We start from the raw sequence: 25,485 nt of genomic DNA, 5'->3' as shown, positions 1-25,485 counted from the left end.
GCAGGAGATTCAGCCCTGAGGGCTGCCCGCTTGTCTTACAGATTCTTATCCACGTACTTGCTGAACTCCTCAAGAGAGAGTGCTCCGCTTACTTTTTCACCGTTGATAAAGAAGGTCGGTGTTGAATCTACACCCAGAGTGTCTGAGCCGTAGTCACGAACTTCGGTTACTCCGTCTAGTATTTCCTGATTCGTCAAGCAAGCCTTTACAGCTTCTTCAGTGAAACCGAGCTGCTTGCCCATATTCAACAGGGCGCTGTATGGATCATTGGTGAATGCCCAGCTGCGCTGCTGTTCGAACATCAGAGACATAATGTCGAAGTATTTGTCTTCCGGTGCGCAGCGCGCAAGCATAAAGCCAGCTGCGGCGACTGTATCCAGCGGGAATTCACGGAAGATGAAACGCACTTTGCCGGTGTCGATGTATTTCTTCTTCAGCTCTTTATATGTGGTGTTGTGGAAGTTGGCGCAGTGACCACATGTCAAAGAGGCATATTCAATGACAGTGACAGGAGCGTCTGCCTTGCCGATAACCTTATCACCCAACGGGCCAACCTTATTCAGGTCTGCCTCGGAATAGGTCTGTGCAGAGGCAACAGTTGGCATAGCGGCAAAGGCAAGAGAAGCGGCTGTAAGAGCACTGGTGCGCTCAAGAAACTTACGGCGAGAGAGTGTCACGTTTTTCTATCCCAAGTTAAAATGTGTTGCCCTGTTGGCTGACCCGGCGCGTTTATCGCCATAAAGACAGCCAGCATCTGGTCTGGAGTATAACCACTCCAACCCAAGAGCCATTGATCACAAACTGGTGAACATCCGCAGAATACAGCCATGCCCACAGCTCGCTTTCCAGCAACAATTGGTTTTCAGGAAACTATGGCAAATACTTGTCGGATGCTACCGAATATCCTGAGTAGTCATATTAAATTTTGGTAAGGCAGCCGGATTGACGCATACGTTAGGCGAGAAAACGATTTTCTTCGTTTAAAACAAAGAGCTTCTGCCATTTCGCGGTAAACGGGCAGAGAGCGTTCCAAGATATCCGCTGTGATTAAATTTGCACTGCTAATACATACCCACAGAATTTATGCATGGAAAACAACAATAATTTCTCGTGTTGTTTTGTTTTTGCCTCATTAATGAGTTATTAAATATTTATAGAACTCTCTAACAAGATATACGGATACATTATGAAGCGCTTGACTACCTTAATGCTTCTCAGCACACCACTGATTGCCTGCCAAGCCTCTGTATCTGAAGATTTCGTCGAAGCTATACCTACAACTACTCAAGAAACAACGATTGAAACGACCGCTATACCTGCGACATCCAATGCAATTTATACTGGCACGGCAGATTTGGGCGCACTTACCTCTACGAACTGGGTCGTCAGCGAGGGCAGCGGAAACAGCTCAGCTCCTTGTCGGGTCCAGTTTAGCAAGACCCCGTCAGGCGCCGCTGTTGTGACACCAGCTGTGACCAGCAGTTTTCCAAACGGGCATGCAGCAACAAGCGGCTGCACCAATGAAGAGCTGAGCAGCGTGACGGCGTGGGCGGTGAATGGTGATACCATTGAGCTGCGGAATGCGCAGGAAACAACGACAGCCTATCTTTTGATGGAGCGCCCTGACCTTTTGCTGGGATATACCGCAAAGGGTCATGATCTGGTGGTCAGCCAGTAATCACTCATTCAGCACTGCAGGTCTTTAAGGATGGATCAGGAGTTGCTTGCAGGTGTGCGGGCAATGAGGTTCTTGCCGAGCTTTTCCAGCGCATTCTTCAGCCGCTCATCAGAGACTGACGCAACCTTTTGCTCGATGCGGCGGTTTTCAATTTCTGACAGCTCACGAAGCGGTTTTGGTGTGATCTTTTTGGTTCTGAGCGCCGGACGCTGCACAACCTTGATGCGGCCAACCGCATTCCAGCCTAAAAAGGCGTTTATCCGATCTCGCAGTTGTGGAGCTTCATGCGTAAAGAACAAAGCAGTGGAGCCATCCGCATGAACAAGAAGTGTTGCAGGTTCTGCAACCGGCTCTCCCTCAGAGCTTTTGGCTCTTGGCCAAACAAGCCTACCGGGCTGTACTTTTCCGTGATACTTCTTGCCGACAAGTTCTGGCCAGGCGGTGAGAAGGTCGGCACTGGCAAATCCGCGCTTGCGCGCGACAGGGTGCATGGTCTTACCAATCAGCTCGTTTAGCTGATGGCTTGATCTCCTGGAAACCCGATTTTGCGCAGTTGCTTTCATCGTCTTCATCACGCCATTAGATTAAGGCACATATATGACCATTGCTTTATATTAGTCTTAATTCAGTCCCGTTTTCCGCGGTACCATGAATTACCAAGGGAACCCCAATTATTTAGGGATCAAAACCAAGGTTAACCCACAAAACCATGCAAGATAATCTAGTTGTTCTTTACTGGTATGACAGAAATTCTCGCCAACTGCCATGGCGAACAGCTCCTGCTGATATACTTTCCGGTGTAAAACCAGACCCTTACCATGTCTGGCTCTCAGAAATCATGCTTCAGCAGACTACTGTTGCGGCAGTGAAAAACTACTTCAATCTCTTCATAAAGACATGGCCAACACTTGCTGATATGGCCAATGCGGAGGAAGAAGACATCCTAAAAGCGTGGGCTGGGCTTGGTTATTATTCCCGTGCAAGAAATCTGTATAAGTGTGCAAAATTTGTCCAATTGCATCACAATGGGCGTTTTCCTGAGGAAGAAGAGCGGCTTTTAAAGCTCCCCGGCATCGGTCCTTACACGGCTGCTGCAATCTCCACGATAGCCTTTGGGCGCCATGCAGCTGTGGTTGATGGCAATGTGGAGAGGGTTCTGTCCCGCCGTCACGCATTGCTGACCGAGCTCCCTGCCCTCAAAGCTGAAGTGAAGCCCTTGATGGCTGAAGTGACACCGCATGACCGTCCCGGCGACTTTGCGCAGGCCATCATGGACCTTGGCGCCACAATCTGTACACCGAAGTCTCCGGCCTGTGGCATCTGCCCATGGATGGATGTTTGTGAGGGTCGCAAGCAAGGCATTGCAGACACTCTGCCACGCAAAGCCCCCAAGAAGGTGAAACCGACACGACGTGGCATGGCCTTTCTGCTCAGCGACGCACGTGGTCGCATTCTTTTGCGCAAACGCCAAGATAAAGGACTACTTGCAGGCATGAGTGAGCCAATCACCACCCACTGGGCGGATGATGCAGCGATGGAAGACCTCTCACATGCTCCGATTACTGCGGATTGGGTGCGTACGCCGAAGGATGTGAAGCACACCTTCACGCACTTCCATCTGGAAATGAGCGTCTGGCAGGCACAGGCACCCGCTCATTACGATGAGCCTGACGGATATTGGTGGTCCGCGCCAGATGAGTTGGAAGGTGAAGCCCTGCCAACAGTGATGATGAAAGCACTTAAGGCCGGCAGCGTGATTTAAGTGCGCAGCAAAAAGCCGGGTCTGGGCCCGGCTTTTCTTATTCTTGCAGATGCTGATTGGTGCTTATTGGAATGCTGTTTCCATGAAACTGCGGAGTTTGCGAGAGTGGAGCCGTTCCAACGGCATTTCCCTCAGGACCTCCATGGTCTTCACACCAATTTCCAGATGCTGATTCACTTGCGTCCGGTAGAAGTCTGTCGCCATGCCGGGCAGCTTCAACTCCCCATGCAGCGGTTTGTCTGACACGCAGAGCAAGGTTCCATAGGGAACGCGGAAGCGGAAACCGTTGGCGGCGATGGTTGCGGATTCCATATCCAGCGCGATCGCACGGGACTGAGAGAAACGCTGCACCGGCTCGCGGTGGTCGCGCAGTTCCCAGTTGCGGTTATCGATGGAGGCTACGGTTCCTGTGCGCATTACACGCTTCAGATCATAGCCGCTGTAACCGGTGGTCTTTTCAACGGCATCTTCCAGCGCGACCTGTACTTCTGCCAGAGGCGGGATTGGAACCCATGTTGGCAGGTCAGCATCCAGCACCTTATCTTCACGCACATAACCATGAGCCAGTACGTAATCACCGAGCTGCTGGCTGCTTCTGAGCCCAGCGCAGTGGCCAAGCATCAACCATGCATGTGGGCGAAGCACTGCAATGTGGTCGGTGATGGTTTTTGCGTTGGACGGGCCAACACCGATGTTCACCATGGTGATGCCGGAGTTGTCCTCCCGCAGCAGGTGATAGGCTGGCATTTGTGGCAGGCGCGGCGGGGCCACACCTTCGCGCGGTTCTTTATCACCTGCATAGGTGATGAGATTGCCCGGCTCGACAAAGGCCACATATCCGCTCTCCGGATCATTGATCAGCTCTTTTGCCATCTGCGCAAAGCCATCAATGTAGAACTGATAGTTTGTGAAGAGCACGAAGTTCTGGAAATAGCGCGGCGCGGTTGCGGTGTAGTGCTGCAAGCGATGCAGGGAATAATCCACGCGCGGAGCCGTAAACGGCGCCAGCGGCTCAAAGCCATCTTTTGAACGGTAGGTGCCATTGGAGATGGCATCATCCATGACGGCAAGATCCGGCACATCAAACACATCACGCAGCGGGCGCTCTTCGCTGGATGGCAAAGCGCCTTCCACGTGTGCGCCATCATAAAAGGCAAAGTGCAGCGGGATCGGCTGATCACTTTCAGCGATCACCACTTCAAGGCCATGGTTCTTGATCAAAAGATCAATCTGATGTTCCAGGTAGTTCTTAAAAAGATCTGGCCGAGTGACTGTGGTCTTATATTTGCCAGGCCTTGCCACAAAGCCATAGGACAGGCGCGTATCAACGCGGATGTGGCTGGATACTTCAAATCGCAGTTCCGGGTAAAATGCTCTGACCCGGGTTTCCGACATGCTGCCCTGTGCAGCCTCTTTAAAATTCTCACGTAGAAAGTCAGTCGCCCGATCAAACAGATAGATCAGGTGCGCAACAGCTTCACTGGCATCTTTAAAGGATTGTGGGGGAATTGTCTCAGGCGTACGGATGGAACGGCTTTCCATCACAACGTCGCTATCGGATATAGTCGACACGTTCGGTTTCTCCTCTTTCGTGTCACTATATATCTGAGGGATGTTTACGACAGGGTCAAGACAAACTGCGGACAAATATGGTTTATTTTTTAGTGAGTGAGGATATTTTCACGCAGCGTCAGATTCAGCTCTGCACACAGAATTGAGATTCATAGCTACATATTTACCCTTATCTCCTTCAGTTTATTCTGTAAAACTATCCCGAAAATTGCATGGGCGAGTTCTAGAGGCACTTTGTAGGACTACGCTTCAGATGATCGGGAGGGATCTTTTTATGCACTTTGTTCGTACTGCTGCGCTTGGTTTGGTGGCTGGCACCTGCCTTACTGTGAGCGCACAAGCTGCCCAGTTGGGGCCGCGGCCTACTTTTCTCGTTGCACAGATGCAAGAGAGCCCATTGAAGGATAAGTTGCGTGCCTGTATCGGCAATCCTGCAAAGGCTTCCAGTTTCACGATCGGGCACCGTGGGGCTCCCCTGCAGTTTCCTGAGCATACGTTAGAGTCTTATCAAGCTGCGGCTGTGATGGGTGCGGGTGTGCAGGAATGCGATGTTACCTTCACCAAAGATAAGGAGCTGGTCTGCCGTCATTCTCAAAATGATCTGGCGACCACCACAGATATCCTCGCGACCGATCTGGCCAGCACGTGTGTTGCTCCGTTTACTGCTGCTGCCAATGGCGAGAAAGCAGCGGCGGAGTGCAGAACCTCTGAGATCACATTGGCGGAGTTCCAAGGTCTCACCGGCAAGATGGACGCCTCTAATCCAGCTGCAACAACGGTTGAGGACTTCCTGAAAGGCACAGCTGACTGGCGCACAGACCTTTATGCGGCAGCTGGTGCTGGTGGCACTTTGATGACCCATGCTCAGTCCATTGAGCTCTTCAAAGAACAGGGCGTTAAGTTTACGCCGGAGTTGAAGCGCCCGAGCGTGAAGATGCCGTTTGACGGGTTCTCTCAGGAAGATTTCGCTCAGAAGCTGATTGAAGAGTATAAAGCAGCAGGTATTCCAGCTTCTGACGTTTATCCGCAGTCCTTCTTTTTGGATGATGTGCTGTACTGGATCAAGAATGAGCCTGAGTTTGGCAAGCAGGCCGTGTTCCTTGATGGCCGTTTCCGTATGCAGGGCTTTGACACATCTGATCCAACCAGCTTCAAGCCGTCCATGGCTGAGCTGAAAGAGATGGGTGTGAACTATATCTCCCCTCCTCTTTGGATGCTTGTCACTCTGGATAACGGGAAGATCGTGCCGTCGGCTTATGCAAAGGCTGCGAATGAGGCTGGCATCAAGATCTTCACCTGGACGCTGGAGCGCTCTGGCCTGCTCTCTCACAACAAAGGCGGCTGGTACTATCGCAGCATCAATAATGCGATCACCAGCGAAGGCAGCGTTTATGAGCTGCTGGATGTGCTGGCACAGGACGTGAAGGTCAGCGGTGTGTTTTCTGACTGGCCAGCAACAGTGACATTTTACGCCAACTGCATGGGGATTGAGTAAGCCCCTCTCCTGCACTGATTTGCATTTTGGAAGCGCGCCTTACATGGCGCGCTTTTTTTTGCGCTGTCCGCAGCGTAAGCCCTGCCACACTCGTTAACCGATTTGCCCGCTGTCCCCGCAGTGCGTTTACCTTGTTCTTTTTAGCCAGCAAAAAAGCTTGACTCTCAAAAAAATATTTCAGTTCTCTATTTTCGCCATTTTAACTCCTCATAAACATCTACCCCAAGGGAATCCGCGGTCGAATATTAATGGGAGTTAACTTCGAGACGAATATTCGAATCTGTAAATAAAGCGTTGATTCCAAAAGAATAAAAGATATCCACTATTAACCTCTGGTTTACCATAGTGGGTAACCATAGCACTCATGAATTGCGTGAGGTGTTGCGTCGCAATGAGAGTACAGCGTAAAGAAGGGGTGTCCTTGATGGCACCCCACATTTCCACCAAGCCAGACTGGCTTGATACAATTATTAAGGGCGACTGTGTTGAGGCTTTGAACAAGCTTCCGGACAACAGCGTGGATGTGGTTTTCGCCGATCCCCCTTATAACCTACAGCTGGGCGGAGATCTGCACAGGCCTGATCATTCAAAGGTAGATGCCTGCGATGATCACTGGGATCAGTTCTCCAGCTTTAAAGCTTATGATGAGTTCACTCGTGCTTGGCTGCAGGCGGTTCGCCGCGTGTTGAAGCCAAACGGGTCCATCTGGGTTATTGGCTCTTATCACAACATTTTCCGCGTTGGTGCGGTGATGCAGGACCTTGGGTTCTGGATCAACAATGATGTGGTTTGGCTGAAAACAAACCCGATGCCGAACTTCCGTGGCAAACGTTTTACTAATGCTCATGAGACGCTCATCTGGGCCTGCCCTTCACAAGAGAGCAAGCCGACCTTTAACTACGATGCGATGAAGACGTTTAACGACGATCTTCAGATGCGGTCTGACTGGGTGCTGCCTATCTGCACTGGTCATGAACGCCTGAAGGACGACAACGGCGACAAAGTGCATCCAACTCAGAAGCCGGAGAGCTTGCTTTACCGCGTGCTGCTCTCCACTTCAAACCAGGGCGATGTGGTCCTTGATCCATTCTTTGGCACAGGCACCACCGGTGCTGTTGCCAAGAAGCTTGGCCGCCACTTTGTGGGATGTGAGCGTGAAGACTCTTACATCAAAGCCGCTTCCGAACGGATTGACCGGGTTACACCTGCCAACGATGATTTTCTGGCGATGACACAAGGCAAGCGCTCCCTTCCACGGGTTCCGTTTGGCAATTTGTTGGAGACAGGATTATTGACACCGGGCGCGGAACTGACCGATGCCCGTGGACGCTTCAAGGCTACGGTTCGCGCCGATGGTTCTTTGATCTGCGGCGAGCATTCAGGATCCATTCATAAGGTGGGTGCGCTCGTTCAGGGTCAGCAAGCCTGTAATGGCTGGACCTTCTGGCACATCAAACGTGGCAAGGCTCTTGAGCCGGTTGACGCCCTTCGGGAAGTCGTCCGCTCGCAAATGCCTAAGTAGCGTCTTACACAGTTCGTGTGGCGACCTCGCCCCACGGTTTACAGGGTTTGTCCCTGCTTCATATCCATATGACTTGGCCCCTGCCTTTATAGGCGGGGGCTTTTTTTATGGTTTGGTAAGGATAGCAGCAACTTGCATGACCCGGCGTTTCACGAAGCATGTGGCACTTCAGTCTTCTTCTTTGTAAAAACAAGGAGAAAACACTGTGTCTCAACCAGTTCCAATTACATTCATCAAGAAAACCAATATGGTTTTTGGTTCTGTCGATACAACTCAGAACTATCGACTTGCAGAAGACCAAATTCCGAGCTGCTATTACATGACTGATGACGGCTCATTTGCACGATTTCGTCCGCTTCATGTAGATGGGTTCGCCATAGAGCAAAGTCATACACGTGTCGTTGGGATGTATGCCGGCAATTGGGATCATGCAAGTACCTTCGCACACAACCAGCAAAATAATAATAACATCAAATTTCATTTGCTAGGATCGACGAAACGCGAGATTCTTGATCGGGTGGATCAGCTACATGGCCAGAACAAGATCTCAACAAACCGAATTCAGCAGATGAATGCTAATCCCCCCGGAAACCGCGACAATCTGCTCTACTATGTAAATGATGGGCCACTACATGGAATATTCTTCCAGCAAGTCGCAGGTGGCCAACAATACCAAGAAATACATGTCGTCGATGCTCCTCGCGAAATCGATCTAGCTCATACCGGGCATGTTTTTATGAAAAACATATACCTGCGAAAATATTACGAAAACACACTACCAGACTTAATGTCCAAGCTTGAGTTATGTGGTACCTCACCACAAACTCTGCCGAATGTCGCGGACTTTACGCAATTGAATACGGCTCCAAAACAGCCACTTATTTCTAATAGGGAATACTTCGCTGTCGGCGCATTTGGCAATTCACGACCAAACCAATCGGCCTTCATTCAAGCATGTATCAGGACGTTTCAGTAGGAAAATAAAAACCATTTTCCTTAGACTTATTCCGAATAGCAATGAGCTTCAATATAACGCGAAGTGGCCAGCTGTTGGGCTGGTCACCAGTACCCCATCATAAAACCTATTAAACGGGAGCAACAACCACATCCTGATCCCACACCGCAACCTCGCAATTCACTGAGGGTATAAGGATCCAACCAGGTTCTATAGAACACAGTTTGATTGATACGCTCAGAAGCTTTAGCGTGGCAGAATGACTATTGAGCAAACTCTATTTGAAGAAGCTAAGCTGCTGATTGAGCGCCGCTATCCTACCGGGTGGGGTGGTGCTGCTTCTATTAGAACCGAGAGCGGCAAAATCCTGACCAGTATTGCACCAGATACCAAGAATGATGGCCTATCCCTTTGCATGGAAGTAGGTGCAATTCTGGAAGCGCATAAGCTGGATGAAGTTGTAACCCATTCCCTGTGTATCTGCCGGGATGATGAGAACAGCCCCTTTGTTATATTAACACCCTGCGGTATTTGTCAGGAGCGGTTGGTGCATTGGGGTGGGGATGTGAAGGCAGCAGTTTCCAATAGTGATAACAAGCTGATCTTTAAGAACCTACGAGAACTTCAACCTCATCACTGGTCAATCGTGAACGGTGAGGCCTTGTAGTCTACAAAGAGGCGGCCAGCTCTACGCTGACCGCCTTCCTCTTTTCGATTACACAAACTCCACCAATGCCTTACGGCGCTTACCAACCGCTAGGGTCAGCCTTTCACCCGGCTTCAGATCACCCTCAGAAATCATCCGGGTTTCTTCCAGAGCGATGGATGTGTTGAGGCGGACGCCGCCGCCGCGGATGAGGCGGCGGGCTTCGTTGTTGGTGGTGGCGAAGCCGGTTTTAACCAGCAGGTCCAGCAGGCCAAGTGGTTTGGCGAGGAGGGATAGAGGTAGCTCGTGGGTTGGCTGAGAGAGGTCTTCCTGACCGCTGAACAGGGCTTCTCCCTGCTGAAGGGCTGCTTCTGCTGCGGCCAGACCGTGGACGATGCCGGTGACTTGTGTTGCCAGGATCTTCTTGGCCTCATTCAGCTCCTGCCCCTGAAGGGAGGACAGGCGATCAATTTCACCCAGTGGCAAGTCGGTGAAGAGTTTCAACAGACGCGGCACATCCGCATCATCTGCATTGCGCCAGAATTGCCAGAAGCCGAAACTGGATAGGCGGGATGGGTTGAGCCAGACCGCACCCTCTGCGGTTTTGCCCATTTTGCTGCCGGAGGCTGTTGTCAGCAGTGGCAGGGTGAAACCAAAGAGCTGGCTGCCGGAGCGACGACCGAGGTCCACACCATTGACGATGTTGCCCCATTGATCAGAACCGCCAATCTGCAATGTGCAGTCGAAGCGCTGGTTGAGCTCAACGAAGTCAACGGCTTGGAGCATCATGTAGCAGAACTCGAGCACGGAGAGTGGTTGTTGTGCCTCAAGGCGGGAGCGGACGCTGTCGAAGGTCATCATGCGGTTGACGGTGAAGTGCGTGCCGAAGTCCCGCAGGAACTCGAGGAAGCGGAATTCATCCAACCATTCAGCGTTGTTGACGATTTGGCCCTGCCCTTCAGACAAATCGAAGAGGCGTTCTACGGTTGCGCGGATACCTGCGAGATTGTGTTCTATCTTGGTATCATCCAGCAGCGGACGGCTTTCACTGCGGAAACTTGGGTCGCCTACGCGCGTGGTACCGCCGCCCACCAACAGGATTGGTTTGTGTCCGGTTTTCTGCAACCAGCGCATGGCCATTAATGGCAGCAGGTGGCCGACATGCAAGCTGTCAGCGGTTGCATCAAACCCAGCGTATGCTGTGATGGGGCCAGCTTGGAGTTTTTCGTCCAGCGCTTCCAAATCCGTGCATTGATGTAGGAAACCGCGATCGATCAGCAGTTGAAGGGCTTCAGATTTTGGGCGGAAGCAGCGGGTGGTGTCTACAACGGTATGTTTCATAATGCTCTCCTTCGCCGCGCAGGAGAGCTAAAACACGAAAGCCGCCTACGCGGCGGCTTTTGGTTCTGACCTCAATTTTACATGAGTTTATAGGAACGCTGCCGCCGATATGTCGGGCGCATAATAATAAACCGCAGAAATGATGGTCAGGTTCTTGCTCATGTCCAAGTATATGACCGCAACGGCACTGCCCTGTCAAGAAAGTTTTGGCAGTTTGTGCTGCTCGGCGCTCCTCAAGCTGTACTTTTGAGCATATTCAGCTTTTTGATGAGATTGGCTAACTCTTTCATATCATTAAAGATTGCCATTGGGTTTTGCTGTTCAAGACGGCTGTGTAAATCTGCATTGCCGTGGGAGGCTCCGGTGAAGCCGAGGGCCGTCATGCCTGCTGCCCGGGCAGCTTGCAAGCCGAGGTGGCTGTCTTCAACAACAACGCATTTTTCGGGAGCGACGCCCATCTCGCTTGCTGCTTTCAGGAACACATCTGGCGCTGGCTTGCCCTTTTCAACCAGATCAGCCGAGAAATATTTATTCTCAAACCGATCATATAGATTTGTGAGCTTGAGGGTATGTTCCAGACGGTCCATGGAACTGCCAGAGGCGATGCACATTTGCAAATTCGGGAATGAGTTGTCCAACTCATGCAATGCTTCATGGATGCCAGCGATTGGCTTGAGATGCTGCTCAAAGGCTGCCTTTAGCGCCTCATCCTGATTTACGATCGCCTCGTGGTGGCGAATGTTGACGCCAATTTCCGCTTCAACCTGGCTGAATACTTCTGCAGATGACACACCGCAGAAGCGGGCGATCATTTCTTCCGTGCTGATCGGGTATCCAGCTTTGGTGAAGCCTTCGGCCTCGACCTGACAGCCAATCCACTCGCTGTCAATCAAACAGCCGTCGCAATCCCAAATGAGTAAATCGTAGTTCATAAGCAAATCCAATTGGTTATATCAGGCACAGTGTTGTCAGCAAGAATGGCATTTTCATGATACCGCGGGGGTTCATTACAACTTATCCTCGCAGACCTAGCACAGTTTCAGCTCGACCTAGGAGATTTACTCCCAAAAACCTAGTAGTGAGCCTTTGCCAAAGCTCCGGTAGGCTGAGGGGTAAACACGCTGATTTGTGTACGGGGGACGTATGTCAGTTGCTTCTCAGGTGCGAAAGTCTGGTGCTGCGCGACGGCGCAAGCTCAAAACAACATTGATTGTCCGTATCCGCGGCGGCATTGGCAATCAGCTTTTTCAGTATGCTTTCGGGCGGAAAATCGCGCTTGAAACGGGGATGAAACTTCGTTTCGACCACAGTGAGTACGCGCAGTATTTCAACCGCTCCTATTGCCTCAACCTTTTCAAAACGCAGGGCTTATCTGCTACTGAATCTGAAATGTCCGCAGTGCTTTGGCCTGCGCAGGCCTTTGGGCAAACCGTCAAGATATGCCGCAAGTTCTATCCCTTTTATCAGCGTCGCTACATCCGCGAGGACGAGTTGCTGCGAGATGGAGATACTCCCGCCTTCAAGCAAAGCGCTTATCTGGATGGGTACTGGCAGAAGTGGGAGGCTCCCTTCTCCATTATGGAGCAGTTGCGAGAAGAGATCACGCTTAAGAAACCGATGGTGCTTGAGCGGCTGAAACTGCTGCAACGGATTAACTCAGGTCCGTCTGCTGCCCTCCACGTACGTTATGGCGATTATAGTCAGGCGCACAATTTGCAGAATTTTGGACTGTGCTCTGCTGGCTACTACAAGGGTGCGATGGACTTCCTTTCAGAGCGCATTCCCGGCCTGACCTTCTATGTCTTCTCCGACAGCCCTGAACGAGCACGTGAGGTGGTTCCTCAGCAAGACAGCGTGTTTTTTGCGGATCCGATGCAGGATGGGAAAGACTATGAAGATCTGATGGTTATGTCATCTTGCGATCACATCGTCACCGCCAACAGCACCTTCAGCTGGTGGGCTGCTTTCTTAAACGGGAATGAAGAGAAACACGTGATAGCGCCGCTTAAGTGGTTCAAGAACCCCAATCTGGATGACAGCTTGATTGTTCCGCCACACTGGCAACGATTATAGTGCCTGCAATGCCCAAGTCGGTTTAAGCGAGTTCCAAAGCATCAACTTCGTGCAGGATCTGTCCGATTGCGTTTTGAGACAGTGAGAAGTGTTGGTGCGCGCCGCTCTTTTCTCCAATAACAGGTGCGTATCTTAGCCCGCGCACATGTGCGAGCCATGCATAAGCGCTCTGGACGTAATCTGCGGGGAAGATCTCAATCAGCTTGCCACCTGCTTGTGTAAACAGCAGATTTGTCAGGCCAGCGCCGTGGGTTCCAACGATGATCCTGGCGTTGTTGAAGAGTTCAACCTGCTCTTTGTGGCTTAGTTTGCCGGGAATGACGCTTTGAAAACCCCGTGCCTCCAACTGCTCTTTGAGTGACTTCTCGTTCACTATTCGGCGTGTTTTTGCATCATCCCGCGCGATATAAAGCCTTGTGGCTGGCGTCTTGTGCATATCAAGCTGGTATGCGGCCAGATAATGTGTCGCGACCATAGATGCTGCCTGCTCGCTGGCTGGGGCTCTGTATTCACAGTTCATTGCTGGCGTGCAGTGAAACAACGTCTTGCAATGGATACGTTCGTTCGCTTTGCACTCTTCCAGACTGAGAAGCGGTGTCTCTTGGGTCAAATGCGCGTAAAACTCTTTCTGAAACTCAGGAAGGTCTTCCCGAAGCAGTATTTTCAGCGGGAATGTCAGCGGCTCCAGTTGCTCCAACAGAAACAGAAGCGGGAAGGCCACATCACACAGAAAGTGATAATAGTGGCGATGACCAGCGGCCATGCCCAGCATGTTGATGGCTGCAGTCTGGATCGTCCTGTCCTTTAACCGCGCAAACCGCATGGTGTTAGGCGCTGCAGCTTCTATCTGGCGATGCTGCGCCTTTAAGACGGTTGCTCCGGTGCTGCCGAGGACCAGTGCATCAACGAACTTATACAGCCTGAGCTGCGTGTGACCGGCTGGTGTGATTGGCAAAGGATAACGGCTTTGCTCCAATGCGCCGTGTTCTTCAAAAAACGCCTGCACCTCTTGCGGCAGCGCACGAGAGCTGCGCTCATCAACGGTTAGCAAGTGCTCATTTGGTGCGAGCCTTGGGTTTGCATTGTCTGGAAAGAAGTTGTTTCGATCACCGATTGTCGGGAAGGTTCTGGCAAGGGTTGATTGCACCCGGAACCGAAGTTGCCGACTTGTTGGCAGCCAACTGCGCCATTTAGGTGACTTACGCATCCTCCACCTCACCCGTATTACCAGAAAACACGAATGACCGTATACCGGGCAGGACATTGCCAGTATCCGCATATTCTGATCAATCAATATCCATTGGCATCGGTATGGATATGGATTGGGCACGCACAGAAAAAAGCCCGGCGTCTTTTTCAAGAGCCGGGCTATAAGTTTTTACAGAAAGCTCGTTGTTACGCGAGTTCTGGTTCCACCTTGGTTGGTTCTGGAGCCACCCATTTTAGGATTGGTTTACGCGCTGCCGCTGTTTCATCCAGACGACGGCGCGGAGCCAGGAACGGAGCACCTTCGAAGCGATCTTTTTCGCCTGCTTTTGCACTCATCACCAGATCGCGCATGGTAGCGACGAACAGGTCGAGAGATGCGCGGCTTTCGCTTTCGGTTGGTTCGATCAACATTGCACCACTTACGACCAGTGGGAAGTACATGGTCATTGGGTGGTAGCCTTCGTCGATCATCGCTTTTGCGAAGTCGAGCGTGGAAACACCAGTGTCATTCAGGAAGCTGTCATCAAACAGAACTTCGTGCATGCATGGCTTCACGCCGAATGGCAGGGTCATCAGGTCCTGCAGGCCAACACGGACGTAGTTGGCGTTCAGCACAGCATCTTCAGATGCCTGCTTGAGGCCATCAGAGCCGTGAGACTGCATGTAAGACAGCGCGCGTACATACATGCCCATCTGACCGAAGAATGCGGTCATACGGCCAAATGGCTGTTCACCGTCCTTCAGCTGATCGGTTGTCTCAACAATCTCCAGTTCATCGCCATTTTTGCGGATGAATGGAAGCGGAGCGTATGGTGCCAGACGATCAGACAGAACAACCGGACCAGAACCTGGGCCACCACCGCCGTGCGGCGTGGAGAAGGTTTTATGCAGGTTGATGTGCATGGCGTCGATGCCAAGATCGCCCGGTTTTGCCTTACCAACAATCGCGTTGAAGTTAGCGCCATCGCAGTAGAAGTAGCCACCAGCTTCATGGATTGCATTTGCAATCTCAATCACGTCTGGCTCAAACAGACCACAGGTGTTCGGGTTGGTGAGCATAAGTGCTGCCACCTGACCTGCGTGGGCTTCGATCTTTTCGATCACAGCTTCCACGGCCACTGTGCCGTCTTCACGTGCCGGGATAGACACAACCTTGTAGCCAACCAGTGCAGCGGTTGCCGGGTTGGTGCCGTGAGCACTTTCCGGAACCAGAACGATGGAGCGTTCTTCACCTTTGGCTGCAATTGCGTGCTTGATAGACATCATGCCGCACTGCTCACCGTGAGCACCAGCTTTCGGGCTCATGGCCACAGCGTTGGTACCGGTGAGTTCCATCAGCCAGTCAGCCAGTTCAGAGATCAGCTCGAATGCGCCTGGAACTGTGGAGATTGGCTGCAGTGGGTGAATGTCAGCAAAACCCGGCAGACGCGCCATCTTCTCGTTAAGACGCGGGTTATGCTTCATGGTGCAGGAACCCAGTGGGTACAGGCCTGAATCAATCGCATAGTTGTTGCGGGACATGCGGACGTAGTGGCGCATGGTTTCCGGCTCGGACAGAGCTGGAAGCTCTACCGGCTCAGAACGCATGTGGTTGCCGAGGTGTGGAACGAAGTCCATTGGCTCGTCAAGGTCCACACCACAGTTGTCCATGTGGCCGATCTCAAAGATGAGCGGCTCTTCCATGTCCAATGCTTTGTTGCCCGTAAAGGTCTGGTGCGGCATTGGGGAGCCAGCTTCACCAGCGCGTGTTGGACGTCCCTTATGGCTCATAGTCATGCCAGCACCTCCTTCAGAGCTTGCGCATAGGCTGCACGGTCCTCATCGGTATTCACTTCTGTGCTTGCAACAACGATCAGGTTGTCGATATCACCACCGGATTTGTCCAGACGGCAAACAGGAACACCGCCCAGAACGCCCTTTGCAGCAAGAGCTTCAATCACGTCGTGTGCATTCTTTGGCGTGCGAATTGTGAACTCGTTGAAGTACGCGGAGTTCAGCACTTCAACACCCTCAACCGCAGAAAGAGCATCTGCCAGTGCAACTGCGCTCATGTGGTTGATGCGGGCAAGGCGTGCGAGGCCTTTGCCGCCCAACAAGGTCATGTGGATGGTGAACGCCAAGGAACACAGACCAGAGTTGGTGCAGATGTTGGAAGTCGCTTTGTCACGACGGATGTGCTGCTCACGGGTGGAAAGGGTCAACACGAAACCGCGCTTGCCTTCAGCATCCGTTGTTTCACCACAAACACGACCCGGCATGTTGCGGATGTACTTCTGGCGGGTTGCAAACAGACCAACGTAAGGACCACCGAAGGTGAGCGGGTTTCCGATGGACTGGCCTTCGCCAACCACGATGTCCGCACCCTGAGCACCCGGGCTTTCCAGAAGGCCGAGGGAAACAACTTCAGTGAACACTGCGATCAACAGAGCTTTGTGCTTGTGCGCTTTTTCTGCAATCGGCTTCAGATCGATCAGCTGGCCATAGAAGGACGGAGACTGAACCACCACACAGGAGGTTTCGTCGTCGATCTGTGCCAGAATATCTTCTGTACCAGTTGGGTCTGCCGGGAGGGCCGCAACAGAAGCACCAGGCAACTTTGCAGAAACACCTTCAACCACTTCACGATACTGCGGATGCAGACCACCGGAAAGAACCGCTTTTTTCTTGCGGGTTACACGGTGCGCCATCAACACAGCTTCAGCTGTGCCGGTAGATCCATCGTACATGGACGCGTTGGCGACTTCCATTCCGGTCAGGTTTGCCACCTGTGTCTGGAACTCGAAGAGTGCCTGAAGCGTGCCCTGTGTGATTTCTGGCTGATACGGGGTGTAGCTTGTCAGAAATTCAGAACGCTGGATCAGATGATCAACCGTTGCTGGCACGTGGTGTTTGTACGCCCCTGCCCCAACGAAGAACGGTAGAGATCCGGCACTGACATTCTTGTTCGCCATTGCGCTGAGCTGGCGCTCAACTTGCATTTCGGTCTTGCGACGCGGCAAGGTTGTCAGTTCTTCAAGGCGAACGGCCTCTGGGATATCGGCAAACAGCTCATCAATTGAGTCTACGCCGATACGCGCCAGCATGTCGGCGCGGTCGTTGTCTGAAAGCGGAAGATACCGCATGTTCTCTCTCCATCAGATTGTCTGATGCACATTGCAGCAAAAGCGAACAGGGCTTCTGCCAGTTCCTGCCATGCGGCTGTCGTGCATGGCAGGTGATGAACGGCTTTTGGCTTATTGCGTATTCTTATTCCGAAAACCGGTCGGGCTTTTCGGGAGTACGCTTTGCCTTAAAGCGTTTCTACAAATGCTTTGTAGTCAGCTTCGCTCATCAGGGCTTCTAGCTGTGCAGCATTCCCGAGCTTCATTTTGAAGAACCATGCAGCGCCTTCTGGGTCTTCATTCACTTTTGCAGGCTCATCAACGAGCAGTTCGTTGCCTTCAACGATCTCACCATCGAGCGGCGCATATACTTCAGATGCAGCTTTCACGGATTCCACAACAGCAACTTCATCGTCCTGATCGACGGTTTTGCCGTTTTCTGGCAGTTCGACGAACACAACATCGCCCAGCTGGCTCTGTGCGAACTCAGTGATACCGACGGTTACTACGTCTCCCTCAACCTTCAGCCACTCGTGGTCTTTTGTGAAATATGTGCTCATTTAAGCGTTCCCTACACTGTCGTTTGTCGATTGAAATGTGATTGGGGCAGCCCGCTGCCCTCACCGGAATTATTTTGGTTTGCGGTAGTAGCGCTGCGCTACAAACGGCATCTCAGCAACCTTGGCAGGAAGTGCGCGGCCACGGACCACAAGCTCTAATTCTGTGCCAATTTCTGCCAGATTAGACGGGACATAGCCCATCGCAACTGGTGCGCCGAGAGTTGGCCCATATCCGCCAGATGTGACGCGGCCAACAATTTCTTCTGTACCCGGGACGCGGATTTCCGCGCCTTCACGTGCTGGAGCACGGCCTTCAAGCAGCAAGCCCACACGGAGATTTTCGGTGCCTTCAGCCAGTTGCTTCAGCACACGTTCACCACCTGGGAAATCACCTGCTTCTTTGCGGCGCTTCTGCATGCAGAAGGTAATGTTGCCTTCAACAGGTGTGGTGTTTTCGTCGATGTCGTGACCATAAAGGCAAAGACCTGCTTCAAGACGCAGGCTGTCACGAGCGCCAAGCCCGATGGATTCAACGCGTTCATCTGCGAGCAACGCTTTTGCAACTGCTTCAGCAGCGCCAGCAGGAATGGAAATCTCATAGCCGTCTTCGCCAGTGTAACCTGAGCGGGAGGCGATAACGGAGATCCCGTCAAATTCCAGAGGACGCGCTTCCATGAAGCCCATTTCTGCAGCTTCTGGTGCGTGCAGCGCCATTACTTCAGCAGCTTTTGGACCTTGGATTGCGATCAAAGCGCGATCTTCAACGATCTCAAGCTTTACGTTTTCCGGAAGAGCTGCTGCAATGATTTTATAATCGTTGTCTTTACATGCAGCATTTACGACAAGCATGAGGCGACCATCATCTTCGCTCGCCAGAGGACGAGAGACCATGAGATCATCAATGATGCAGCCGTTGTCGTTGAGCAGAACGGTGTAACGCTGTTTGCCCGGCTTCAGTTCTTTCATGTTGGAAGGAACAAGTGTTTCCAGAGCAGCAGCAGTGGTTGCGTGATCTGGGCCTACGAGCCAAGCCTGCCCCATGTGAGACACATCAAAGAGGCCTGCGCTTTCACGTGTGAAGAGGTGTTCTTTCATCACGCCAAGCGGGAACTGCACTGGCATATCATAACCAGCGAACGGCACCATTTTAGCGCCAAGCTCTACATGAAGATCGAAAAGCGGTGTTTTTAGCAGGTCTACAGCTTCAGCCATATGGTCCCCTCAGACAGTGGCGTACACATCAACGACCATTCCAAATTCGCGGAATGATCGAGTACGCCCCCTCTGTCTCGAGAACCTGAGAGATTTCCCACGCTGGTAGCTACAAATACCAGAGCGGTTACTCCTTCGGTGAGAGCCTTAACATGCGATCCAACAGGATTGCGTGTTCGGCACTGCTTTCCAGAGTGTTGCTTACTGTGCGGTCCTTTTGCCTGAGAGTTTCCGGGGCGGTTGCTCCTTCGGCGATAACCCAATGGGTGGCTTATTCTCTCCCGCACAGCTCTATCACGCGCCAGCCCTCCTCAGACCGGCGAATGTATTCCCCCTGAATGACTGCAACGTGTCATTCAAGAAGGCTGGCGCGACACTATGACGCCAAGCTGTAATCACTTACTAACCTATTTTTTACTTTTCGTCGAATCCAAAGACAACATTTTGTCCCGGTTCATTCGGAAGGATAATATTTTCTTCCACAAATGCCCATGTCGCAGACGGCGATCCGGCCCCTAAAGTGACAGGAACGCTGAAGAGTTTGGAGTAGATTGTTTTTTCTCCTCCATCCACACCTTGTGTGACTGCTACACGCACAGGAAGCAAAATTTCGCCGCCTTTCCAGGTTGGACCGGGTGTAATGTTGCCAGCGATGCCCAATTTCATCGCGGAATTCTGACCGGACTTTTTACAAGTACGCGCCCAATCCCTGATGATGGCCTGATAGCTCAGATTCTCAGGCGTCTTTTCTTTTCCGCGCGGGTATACCGTCAGGATGGTTGTTCCTGAAAGCTCCTGCAAGGCGGCGCATAAGGCTGGCGCCTGAAGAACGGACAGATCAAAGGTCTTCTCAGTTGCAGGCGGGTTTGCAGAGGATGCTTCTAGCTCGTTGTCCGATGACATAAAGCTGCCGCAACCTGCCAGTGAAGCACCAAGTGCTGCCAGAAGAATTGCCCGGCCTGTGTTTTTGAGCAGTGATTTTGCCAATAAATTGCCCACCATACGAATCCCAAATTTACCTGCAGTTTTTGTTTCTATATCAGCCACAAACGCAAATGGCGAGATACATCAGGCACCTGAAACACAGTAGAGGAAGCTGACAGGCTGAATATTGGAGAAAATCAGCCCTTGATGCCCGATTAAAAACTCTTTTTCTTGACAGAGGCAGTCAACATCCTTCAATTGCTCAAAGTCAAAACTCAGGAATACATCATGCAGGTTACGCCGACCACAAAGGCACCGATCAAAATTCTTCTTTGCGCTCCACGTGGCTTTTGTGCCGGTGTTGATCGCGCGATCCAGATCGTCGACCTTGCTCTCGAGAAATACGGTGCTCCTGTTTATGTGCGCCACGAGATCGTTCACAATAAGTATGTGGTTGAATCTCTTCGCAACAAAGGTGCTGTTTTTGTTGAGGAATTAGATGAGATACCGGTAGACGACCGTCCTGTTATTTTTTCTGCACACGGTGTACCGAAATCTGTGCCAGAGGCTGCGCGACTGCGTAATCTGTTCTTCCTTGATGCCACCTGTCCGCTGGTTTCCAAGGTGCACAAAGAAGCTATTTTGCATGACAGGCGCGAGCGCGAAATTCTGCTGATCGGTCATAAAGGCCATCCAGAAGTTGTTGGCACCATGGGTCAGCTGCCGCGTGGACGTGTCTCCCTTATTGAGACAGCAGAGGATGCTCGCCAGTTTAAACCGAAGACCGACCGGCAATTGGCGTGGATTTCTCAAACGACTCTTTCTGTTGATGACACAGAAGAGATTGTCAAAATTCTTGAAGAACGCTTCCCAACCATTGCGAAGCCGCACAAGGATGACATCTGCTATGCAACAACCAATCGCCAGCATGCTGTGAAGGAAATTGCACCGAAGTGCGATGCCATGATTGTTGTTGGTGCACCAAACTCCTCCAACTCCAAGCGCCTGCGCGAAGTTGGTGAGAGAGCAGGTTGTGACAAGGCTTTCCTCATTCAGCGAGCCTCCGAGATCTTCTGGGATGATTTTGAAGGTGCGAAAACAATCGGCATCACCGCCGGTGCGTCTGCCCCTGAAATCCTTGTTGAAGAAATTGTTGAATCCTTCCGTGAGCATTATGATGTGACACTGGAAACCGTTACAACTGCTGAAGAAGACATTTCATTCAATCTACCGAAAGAGTTACGGACCGCTGCCGCGCCTAGCGGAACAAGTCCGGCTGAATAGTTATGGCTGTATATACCGATGTTTCCGATGAAGAGCTGGGCGCTTTCATCGACCGTTTCAACATTGGCAATTTGCTCTCTTACAAGGGCATTGCTGAAGGTGTCGAGAACTCCAACTATCTGGTTCATACGGAGACGGGTTATTACATCCTGACGCTCTACGAAAAACGCGTTAATCCTGATGATTTGCCGTTTTTTCTGGGGCTGATGCAGCATCTTGCCAATAATGATCTGAACTGCCCTACTCCGCTTATTGACCGTGACGGGCAGATGCTTGGCGAGCTTGCGGGACGTCCTGCGGCCATGGTTACATTCCTTGATGGTATGTGGGTTCGTAAGCCTCAACTGGTGCATTGCGCGGAGCTGGGTAAAGGCATGGCGCGGATGCATCTGGCAGGCGCTGACTTTGAGATCAAGCGGCCAAACTCTCTGAGTGTTGATGGTTGGGCACCTTTGCTGGATGCCAGCCGTGAGCGTGCGCATGAAGTGAAGGTTGGCCTTGCAGAAGAGCTGACTGCAGAACTGGATGAGCTACAGGCACTGTGGCCGAAAGAACTGCCAAACGGTGTTATTCATGCTGACCTATTCCCGGACAATGTGTTTTATCTGGGCAAAGAACTTTCCGGTCTGATCGACTTCTACTTTGCTTGTAATGATGCCTTTGCCTATGACGTGGCAATCTGCATCAACGCCTGGTGCTTTGAACCGGATGGCATGTTCAACGTCACGAAAGCGCGGGCATTGCTGGAAGGTTATCGCAGTGTGCGCCCGTTCAGCGAGCTTGAATTCGACAACCTACCTTTGCTGTGTCGTGGTGCAGCGCTGCGCTTCCTGCTGACCCGTCTTTACGATTGGCTGTCTGTGCCGGAAGGTGCGCTTGTTGTTCCGAAAGATCCACTTGAATACCTGCACAAACTCAGGTTCCATCGTGGCGTATCCAATGCTAGTGCATACGGGCTGGATAAATGACCGATACCAAACGTGTTGAGACATGGACTGATGGAGCTTGCTCCGGCAACCCCGGACCTGGCGGCTGGGGCGTGCTGCTGCGCTTTGGCGAGCATGAAAAAGAATTGTGCGGTGGCGAGCCTGATACAACCAACAACCGCATGGAGTTGATGGCAGCCATTCAGGCTCTTGATTCCCTGAAGCGCTCTTGTGCCGTCGATCTTTATACCGACAGTTCCTATGTGAAAAACGGCATTACGCAGTGGATGCATAACTGGAAGCGCAAGGGCTGGCGGACTGCTTCCAACTCACCCGTTAAAAACGCTGATTTATGGCAACTTTTGGATACGGCAGCACAACGGCATGATGTTGCGTGGCACTGGATCAAAGGTCATGCCGGGCACGAAGAAAACGAACGTGCTGATGAGCTTGCCCGCAAGGGTATGAAACCCTTTCAGAAATCCAAGTAAGTCGGGAAGGCAAGGTCAGGTTTATGGAAAACCAGCTTCCCCACTCTCGGCCGGAAGAGGCGAAAAAGAAATCACGCAAAGCCAAGCGTGTGCTTATTCTTGCCAATCCGACTGCGACATCTTTCCGTTTTCAAAACATCACAGAGATTGTGCAATGCCTTGAAGACGCCGGGATGAAGGTGGAGCTAAAACTCACCAGCCGTGCCAGCGAAATCGCTGAGACTTGCACGGGCCCTGACCTAAGCACGGATATTCTGGCTGTTGCTGGTGGGGATGCCTCTGTGAGTGAGGCCGCTTCTGCTTTGTTGGGGCGCGGAATGAAACCGCATTTGGCGATTATTCCGTTGGGCACCGCAAATGTGCTTGCTCATGAACTGGGTGTGCCGAGTACGCCGCAAGAGATTGCCAAGACCATCATCGCAGGCAAGACGAAGAAACTGCACAATGGTTTTGCTAATGGGCGCCCGTTCTTCCTTTCCACGTCAACCGGCTTTGATGCAGAAGTGGTGCATGTTGTACCACTACGTCTGAAGCGACGTTACGGTCGGTTTGCTTATCTCTTCATTGCGGCCCAACTAGCATTTTCGCGCCGCAAAGGCAGCTTTAAAGTGCGGGCAGACGATGAAGAGCTGCAGTGCGCGATGGCTTTGATCACCAATGGCCGCTACTACGCTGGTAAACACCTCGTGGTGCCTGATGCGTCCATTCTGGAGAAGAAACTGCATCTACTGGTCTTTAAAGAGGACGGGGTGTGGGCGCTCTTCAAATACGCATGCCGCTTACTTACTGGCAGCGTCGCAAAATCCCGTAATGTTGAGTGCAAGGCAATCAGAACTGCCCGCATAAATGCTTATCGTGCGGCAGCTGTTCAAATCGACGGAGAGCCATTTGGCGGTACACCGCTTGAGGTTTCTGTTGGCGACTGTGAATTGACGATTATTTCTGGAAAATAGAACAGCCCTTCCCTTTCACAATCCACTTGATGGTTACGGCCTCAAATTTACGTAGTGCTTCCCACAGGTTACAGTCAACCTGTACGCTCAGCATATTTAGAGCCGAAACTTTCTCAATTTCCTTCATGATATGAATAGCTTAGACTGAGGCGATAGGCCGCTCGTACGTTAACATCTGCGCAATATATAATTGATAATGCATATATCAATTTTCCAAACTAATGATTCTAGTTATCGCATATTGATGTAAGGGCGGACGGTCTCATGATACCTCGTCCGAAACTTTTAGAAATAGAAAACCGGGACTATAAACGGCATGCCTGTCATTGGCCTGCTGTTCTGCTTACGGATAATTTCAACCGATCCTGCGTGATTGAGGACATCAGCAACGGTGGTTGTCGGCTGCTGATCAATACCGGAAAGCTCGTGTCCGGTGACATGGTGAAAATTCAGGTGCCAGCCCGCAAACTTTCCTTCAGCGGCAAGGTCGTCTGGCTGCATTGCGAAGAAGCCGGTATCAAGTTCACTTCCAAGCCTGCCAAACTCTGACATGTGGCAGGCATTGCAACAAGTTACTTTGGCTTTGGGTAGGGTAGCGGGCCGCTAAAACCAACAGTAGCCTTCCAAGTGCGGATGCTATGGCTTTTGTGCTTCACCGCCGCCTTCAGGTAACTCTTGTTTCTGCCGATCCCCATCGGATAGCGCTTGTTTTGCTGCGCTTCATAGGCTGCACTTTGGCTGCTACACACCCGTTTGCGCATATTTTCAGGTTGACGATGCAGATCGTTAGCAATTTCATTCAGTTGCAAACCATTGGGTGTCAGTTCACCAGTCATTGCCTCAGTCAGGAGTTTAGCTGCTCTTTCGCTGCGCTCCCGCCCCGTCGTCGCACCAAGAACGACGGCCATAAAGCGTTGCCCGCCACGATCTGTAAGTGCAACGATATTGCGGCCAGATGAACAGACAAAACCTGTCTTCATGCCGACTGTGCCCGGCAGTCGTGTCAGCAACTCATTGTAAGATTTGATTTCGGCACCATCAATGAACACTTTTGATGTGGCGAACACATCCCGGTATTGAGGGTAGCGCAGATAGACTTCGCTCGCCAAAATGGCCAGATCACGTGCGGATGTTTGCTGAGTAGGTTTGAACAAGCCGTTGGCATTAACAAAGTGGCTTGCGGTCATCCCAAGACGTTGCGCGGTGGCATTCATGCGTTGCGCGAATGCATCTTCACTCCCCGCAACACTTTCAGCCAGTGCCACTGCGACATCATTGGCTGATCCAACGAGCACTGCATATAGCGCATCCTGCAGTGTCATGACGCTTCCAACCTTCAGGCCAGACTTCAATGAGTCCTGCCTCATCGCCCAAGGGGACATCACCACTGACGTTTCAAGGTCGACCTCTCTGTTGGCAAGAGCCTCAAAGGTTACGAGTGCGGTCATCAACTTGGTTGTTGAAGCGGGATACCATGGATCGCCTGCATCTTCAGCGTACAGGACTTTTTGAGTATCGAGGTTCAACACCAGCGATGGCGTGGCACTTGCCGGTGTTAGGGTACTGGATGTAACCAGAATCAAGCCCAAAGCGACGTGTAGTCTTCGACACGCATTACCAAAACAAAACATGCAGCTAATAATCTCAGATAGGGAAAAGAGAGCCCGAATAGATGCTCTTAGAAAATTGCTTCGAGTATGTCACCGCAGGAGTTATTCAGAGGAAACTTGGCGGAGATAGATCAATTTTTCTCCAGCTCTGCTGCGAAGGCCACATGCTTA

Annotated in this window: 24 protein-coding genes and 1 riboswitch; of the genes, 12 read left to right on the top strand and 12 right to left on the bottom strand. The window is 51.6% G+C overall.

The features are described from left to right. Positions 1–35: 35 nt before the first annotated feature. Entirely contained in the window at positions 36–677 is a 642-nt protein-coding gene (locus PsWM33_RS00470) for a DsbA family protein (RefSeq protein ID WP_063298830.1), read from the bottom strand. Between the two features lie 509 nt (positions 678–1,186). Between PsWM33_RS00470 and PsWM33_RS00465 the strand changes: the two genes are divergently transcribed. Further along, the gene (locus PsWM33_RS00465) at positions 1,187–1,678 is read left to right on the top strand and encodes a hypothetical protein (RefSeq protein WP_153039879.1); all 492 of its coding nucleotides are present in this window, start codon (positions 1,187–1,189) and stop codon (positions 1,676–1,678) included. 35 nt (positions 1,679–1,713) lie between these two features. Here PsWM33_RS00465 and PsWM33_RS00460 read toward each other — a convergent pair whose 3' ends face one another. After that, the gene (locus PsWM33_RS00460) at positions 1,714–2,241 is read right to left on the bottom strand and encodes a DUF721 domain-containing protein (protein WP_208985563.1); all 528 of its coding nucleotides are present in this window, start codon (positions 2,239–2,241) and stop codon (positions 1,714–1,716) included. 146 nt (positions 2,242–2,387) lie between these two features. Between PsWM33_RS00460 and mutY the strand changes: the two genes are divergently transcribed. Beyond that, complete coding sequence (gene mutY, locus PsWM33_RS00455; protein WP_063298828.1) at positions 2,388–3,440, top strand: A/G-specific adenine glycosylase; 1,053 nt, start codon at positions 2,388–2,390, stop codon at positions 3,438–3,440. A gap of 63 nt (positions 3,441–3,503) precedes the next feature. Here the strand turns inward: mutY and PsWM33_RS00450 are convergent, their stop codons facing one another. Continuing rightward, positions 3,504–4,982 carry an AMP nucleosidase gene (locus PsWM33_RS00450; RefSeq protein ID WP_063293848.1) on the bottom strand — a complete coding sequence of 493 codons (1,479 nt, stop codon included), beginning with the start codon at positions 4,980–4,982 and terminating at the stop codon, positions 3,504–3,506. 304 nt (positions 4,983–5,286) lie between these two features. Between PsWM33_RS00450 and PsWM33_RS00445 the strand changes: the two genes are divergently transcribed. The 4 genes from PsWM33_RS00445 to PsWM33_RS00430 all read left to right on the top strand — a co-directional run bounded on the left by PsWM33_RS00445 (position 5,287) and on the right by PsWM33_RS00430 (position 9,651). Further along, a complete protein-coding gene (locus PsWM33_RS00445; protein WP_063298827.1) occupies positions 5,287–6,507 on the top strand; it encodes a glycerophosphodiester phosphodiesterase family protein in 1,221 nt (406 codons plus the stop codon). Positions 6,508–6,931: 424 nt separating this feature from the next. Beyond that, a complete protein-coding gene (locus tag PsWM33_RS00440) occupies positions 6,932–8,029 on the top strand; it encodes a site-specific DNA-methyltransferase (RefSeq protein ID WP_063298826.1) in 1,098 nt (365 codons plus the stop codon). 205 nt (positions 8,030–8,234) lie between these two features. After that, positions 8,235–9,005: a hypothetical protein gene (locus PsWM33_RS00435; RefSeq protein WP_153039878.1), complete on the top strand. Its 771-nt coding sequence runs from the start codon at positions 8,235–8,237 to the stop codon at positions 9,003–9,005. Between the two features lie 238 nt (positions 9,006–9,243). Beyond that, on the top strand, positions 9,244–9,651 hold the full coding sequence (locus PsWM33_RS00430) for a cytidine deaminase (RefSeq protein WP_063298824.1): 408 nt from the start codon (positions 9,244–9,246) through the stop codon (positions 9,649–9,651). Between the two features lie 48 nt (positions 9,652–9,699). On the opposite strand, the gene tyrS is transcribed toward PsWM33_RS00430, so the two are convergent. Together tyrS and PsWM33_RS00420 are read right to left on the bottom strand one after the other, a co-directional pair. Beyond that, the gene (gene tyrS, locus PsWM33_RS00425; RefSeq protein WP_063298823.1) at positions 9,700–10,971 is read right to left on the bottom strand and encodes a tyrosine--tRNA ligase; all 1,272 of its coding nucleotides are present in this window, start codon (positions 10,969–10,971) and stop codon (positions 9,700–9,702) included. A gap of 233 nt (positions 10,972–11,204) precedes the next feature. Next, complete coding sequence (locus PsWM33_RS00420; RefSeq protein ID WP_063298822.1) at positions 11,205–11,903, bottom strand: HAD family hydrolase; 699 nt, start codon at positions 11,901–11,903, stop codon at positions 11,205–11,207. A gap of 211 nt (positions 11,904–12,114) precedes the next feature. Here PsWM33_RS00420 and PsWM33_RS00415 point away from each other — a divergent pair, with 211 nt between their 5' ends. Continuing rightward, positions 12,115–13,044: an alpha-1,2-fucosyltransferase gene (locus tag PsWM33_RS00415; RefSeq protein ID WP_063298821.1), complete on the top strand. Its 930-nt coding sequence runs from the start codon at positions 12,115–12,117 to the stop codon at positions 13,042–13,044. A gap of 22 nt (positions 13,045–13,066) precedes the next feature. On the opposite strand, the gene PsWM33_RS00410 is transcribed toward PsWM33_RS00415, so the two are convergent. From PsWM33_RS00410 to PsWM33_RS00385, 6 genes are all read right to left on the bottom strand, one after another. After that, positions 13,067–14,251: a glycosyltransferase family 61 protein gene (locus PsWM33_RS00410; protein WP_063298820.1), complete on the bottom strand. Its 1,185-nt coding sequence runs from the start codon at positions 14,249–14,251 to the stop codon at positions 13,067–13,069. Positions 14,252–14,439: 188 nt separating this feature from the next. Further along, complete coding sequence (gene gcvPB / locus PsWM33_RS00405) at positions 14,440–16,029, bottom strand: aminomethyl-transferring glycine dehydrogenase subunit GcvPB (RefSeq protein ID WP_063295515.1); 1,590 nt, start codon at positions 16,027–16,029, stop codon at positions 14,440–14,442. Beyond that, a complete protein-coding gene (gene gcvPA / locus PsWM33_RS00400; protein ID WP_063293744.1) occupies positions 16,026–17,375 on the bottom strand; it encodes an aminomethyl-transferring glycine dehydrogenase subunit GcvPA in 1,350 nt (449 codons plus the stop codon). The genes gcvPB and gcvPA overlap by 4 nt, the downstream gene beginning before the upstream one ends. 167 nt (positions 17,376–17,542) lie before the next feature. Further along, the gene (gene gcvH / locus PsWM33_RS00395) at positions 17,543–17,914 is read right to left on the bottom strand and encodes a glycine cleavage system protein GcvH (RefSeq protein ID WP_057462902.1); all 372 of its coding nucleotides are present in this window, start codon (positions 17,912–17,914) and stop codon (positions 17,543–17,545) included. Positions 17,915–17,983: 69 nt separating this feature from the next. Then, complete coding sequence (gene gcvT / locus PsWM33_RS00390) at positions 17,984–19,126, bottom strand: glycine cleavage system aminomethyltransferase GcvT (protein WP_063298819.1); 1,143 nt, start codon at positions 19,124–19,126, stop codon at positions 17,984–17,986. Between the two features lie 199 nt (positions 19,127–19,325). Further along, positions 19,326–19,420, bottom strand: a riboswitch (glycine riboswitch). Between the two features lie 120 nt (positions 19,421–19,540). After that, positions 19,541–20,128: a hypothetical protein gene (locus PsWM33_RS00385; protein ID WP_063298865.1), complete on the bottom strand. Its 588-nt coding sequence runs from the start codon at positions 20,126–20,128 to the stop codon at positions 19,541–19,543. Positions 20,129–20,338: 210 nt separating this feature from the next. Between PsWM33_RS00385 and ispH the strand changes: the two genes are divergently transcribed. The 5 genes from ispH to PsWM33_RS26610 all read left to right on the top strand — a co-directional run bounded on the left by ispH (position 20,339) and on the right by PsWM33_RS26610 (position 24,253). Beyond that, a complete protein-coding gene (ispH, locus tag PsWM33_RS00380; RefSeq protein ID WP_193757735.1) occupies positions 20,339–21,334 on the top strand; it encodes a 4-hydroxy-3-methylbut-2-enyl diphosphate reductase in 996 nt (331 codons plus the stop codon). A 2-nt stretch (positions 21,335–21,336) separates the two neighbouring features. Then, entirely contained in the window at positions 21,337–22,302 is a 966-nt protein-coding gene (locus PsWM33_RS00375) for a homoserine kinase (protein WP_063298818.1), read from the top strand. Further along, positions 22,299–22,751, top strand: a complete 453-nt coding sequence (gene rnhA / locus PsWM33_RS00370; RefSeq protein WP_057462906.1) for a ribonuclease HI — start codon at positions 22,299–22,301, stop codon at positions 22,749–22,751. Before PsWM33_RS00375 ends, rnhA begins: the two co-directional genes overlap by 4 nt. Positions 22,752–22,774: 23 nt before the next feature. Beyond that, positions 22,775–23,704 carry a diacylglycerol/lipid kinase family protein gene (locus PsWM33_RS00365; protein ID WP_063298817.1) on the top strand — a complete coding sequence of 310 codons (930 nt, stop codon included), beginning with the start codon at positions 22,775–22,777 and terminating at the stop codon, positions 23,702–23,704. Positions 23,705–23,968: 264 nt separating this feature from the next. Next, a complete protein-coding gene (locus PsWM33_RS26610) occupies positions 23,969–24,253 on the top strand; it encodes a PilZ domain-containing protein (RefSeq protein WP_082826818.1) in 285 nt (94 codons plus the stop codon). Positions 24,254–24,276: 23 nt separating this feature from the next. Here the strand turns inward: PsWM33_RS26610 and PsWM33_RS00355 are convergent, their stop codons facing one another. Next, positions 24,277–25,293 carry a D-alanyl-D-alanine carboxypeptidase family protein gene (locus PsWM33_RS00355; protein WP_208994319.1) on the bottom strand — a complete coding sequence of 339 codons (1,017 nt, stop codon included), beginning with the start codon at positions 25,291–25,293 and terminating at the stop codon, positions 24,277–24,279. Between the last annotated feature and the right edge of the window lie 192 nt (positions 25,294–25,485).

It is taken from the genome of Pseudovibrio sp. WM33 (genome assembly GCF_001623165.1).
Lineage (GTDB): Bacteria > Pseudomonadota > Alphaproteobacteria > Rhizobiales > Stappiaceae > Pseudovibrio.
Note: the sequence above shows the minus strand (reverse complement) of the source record. Positions and strands in the feature narration are given on the sequence as shown.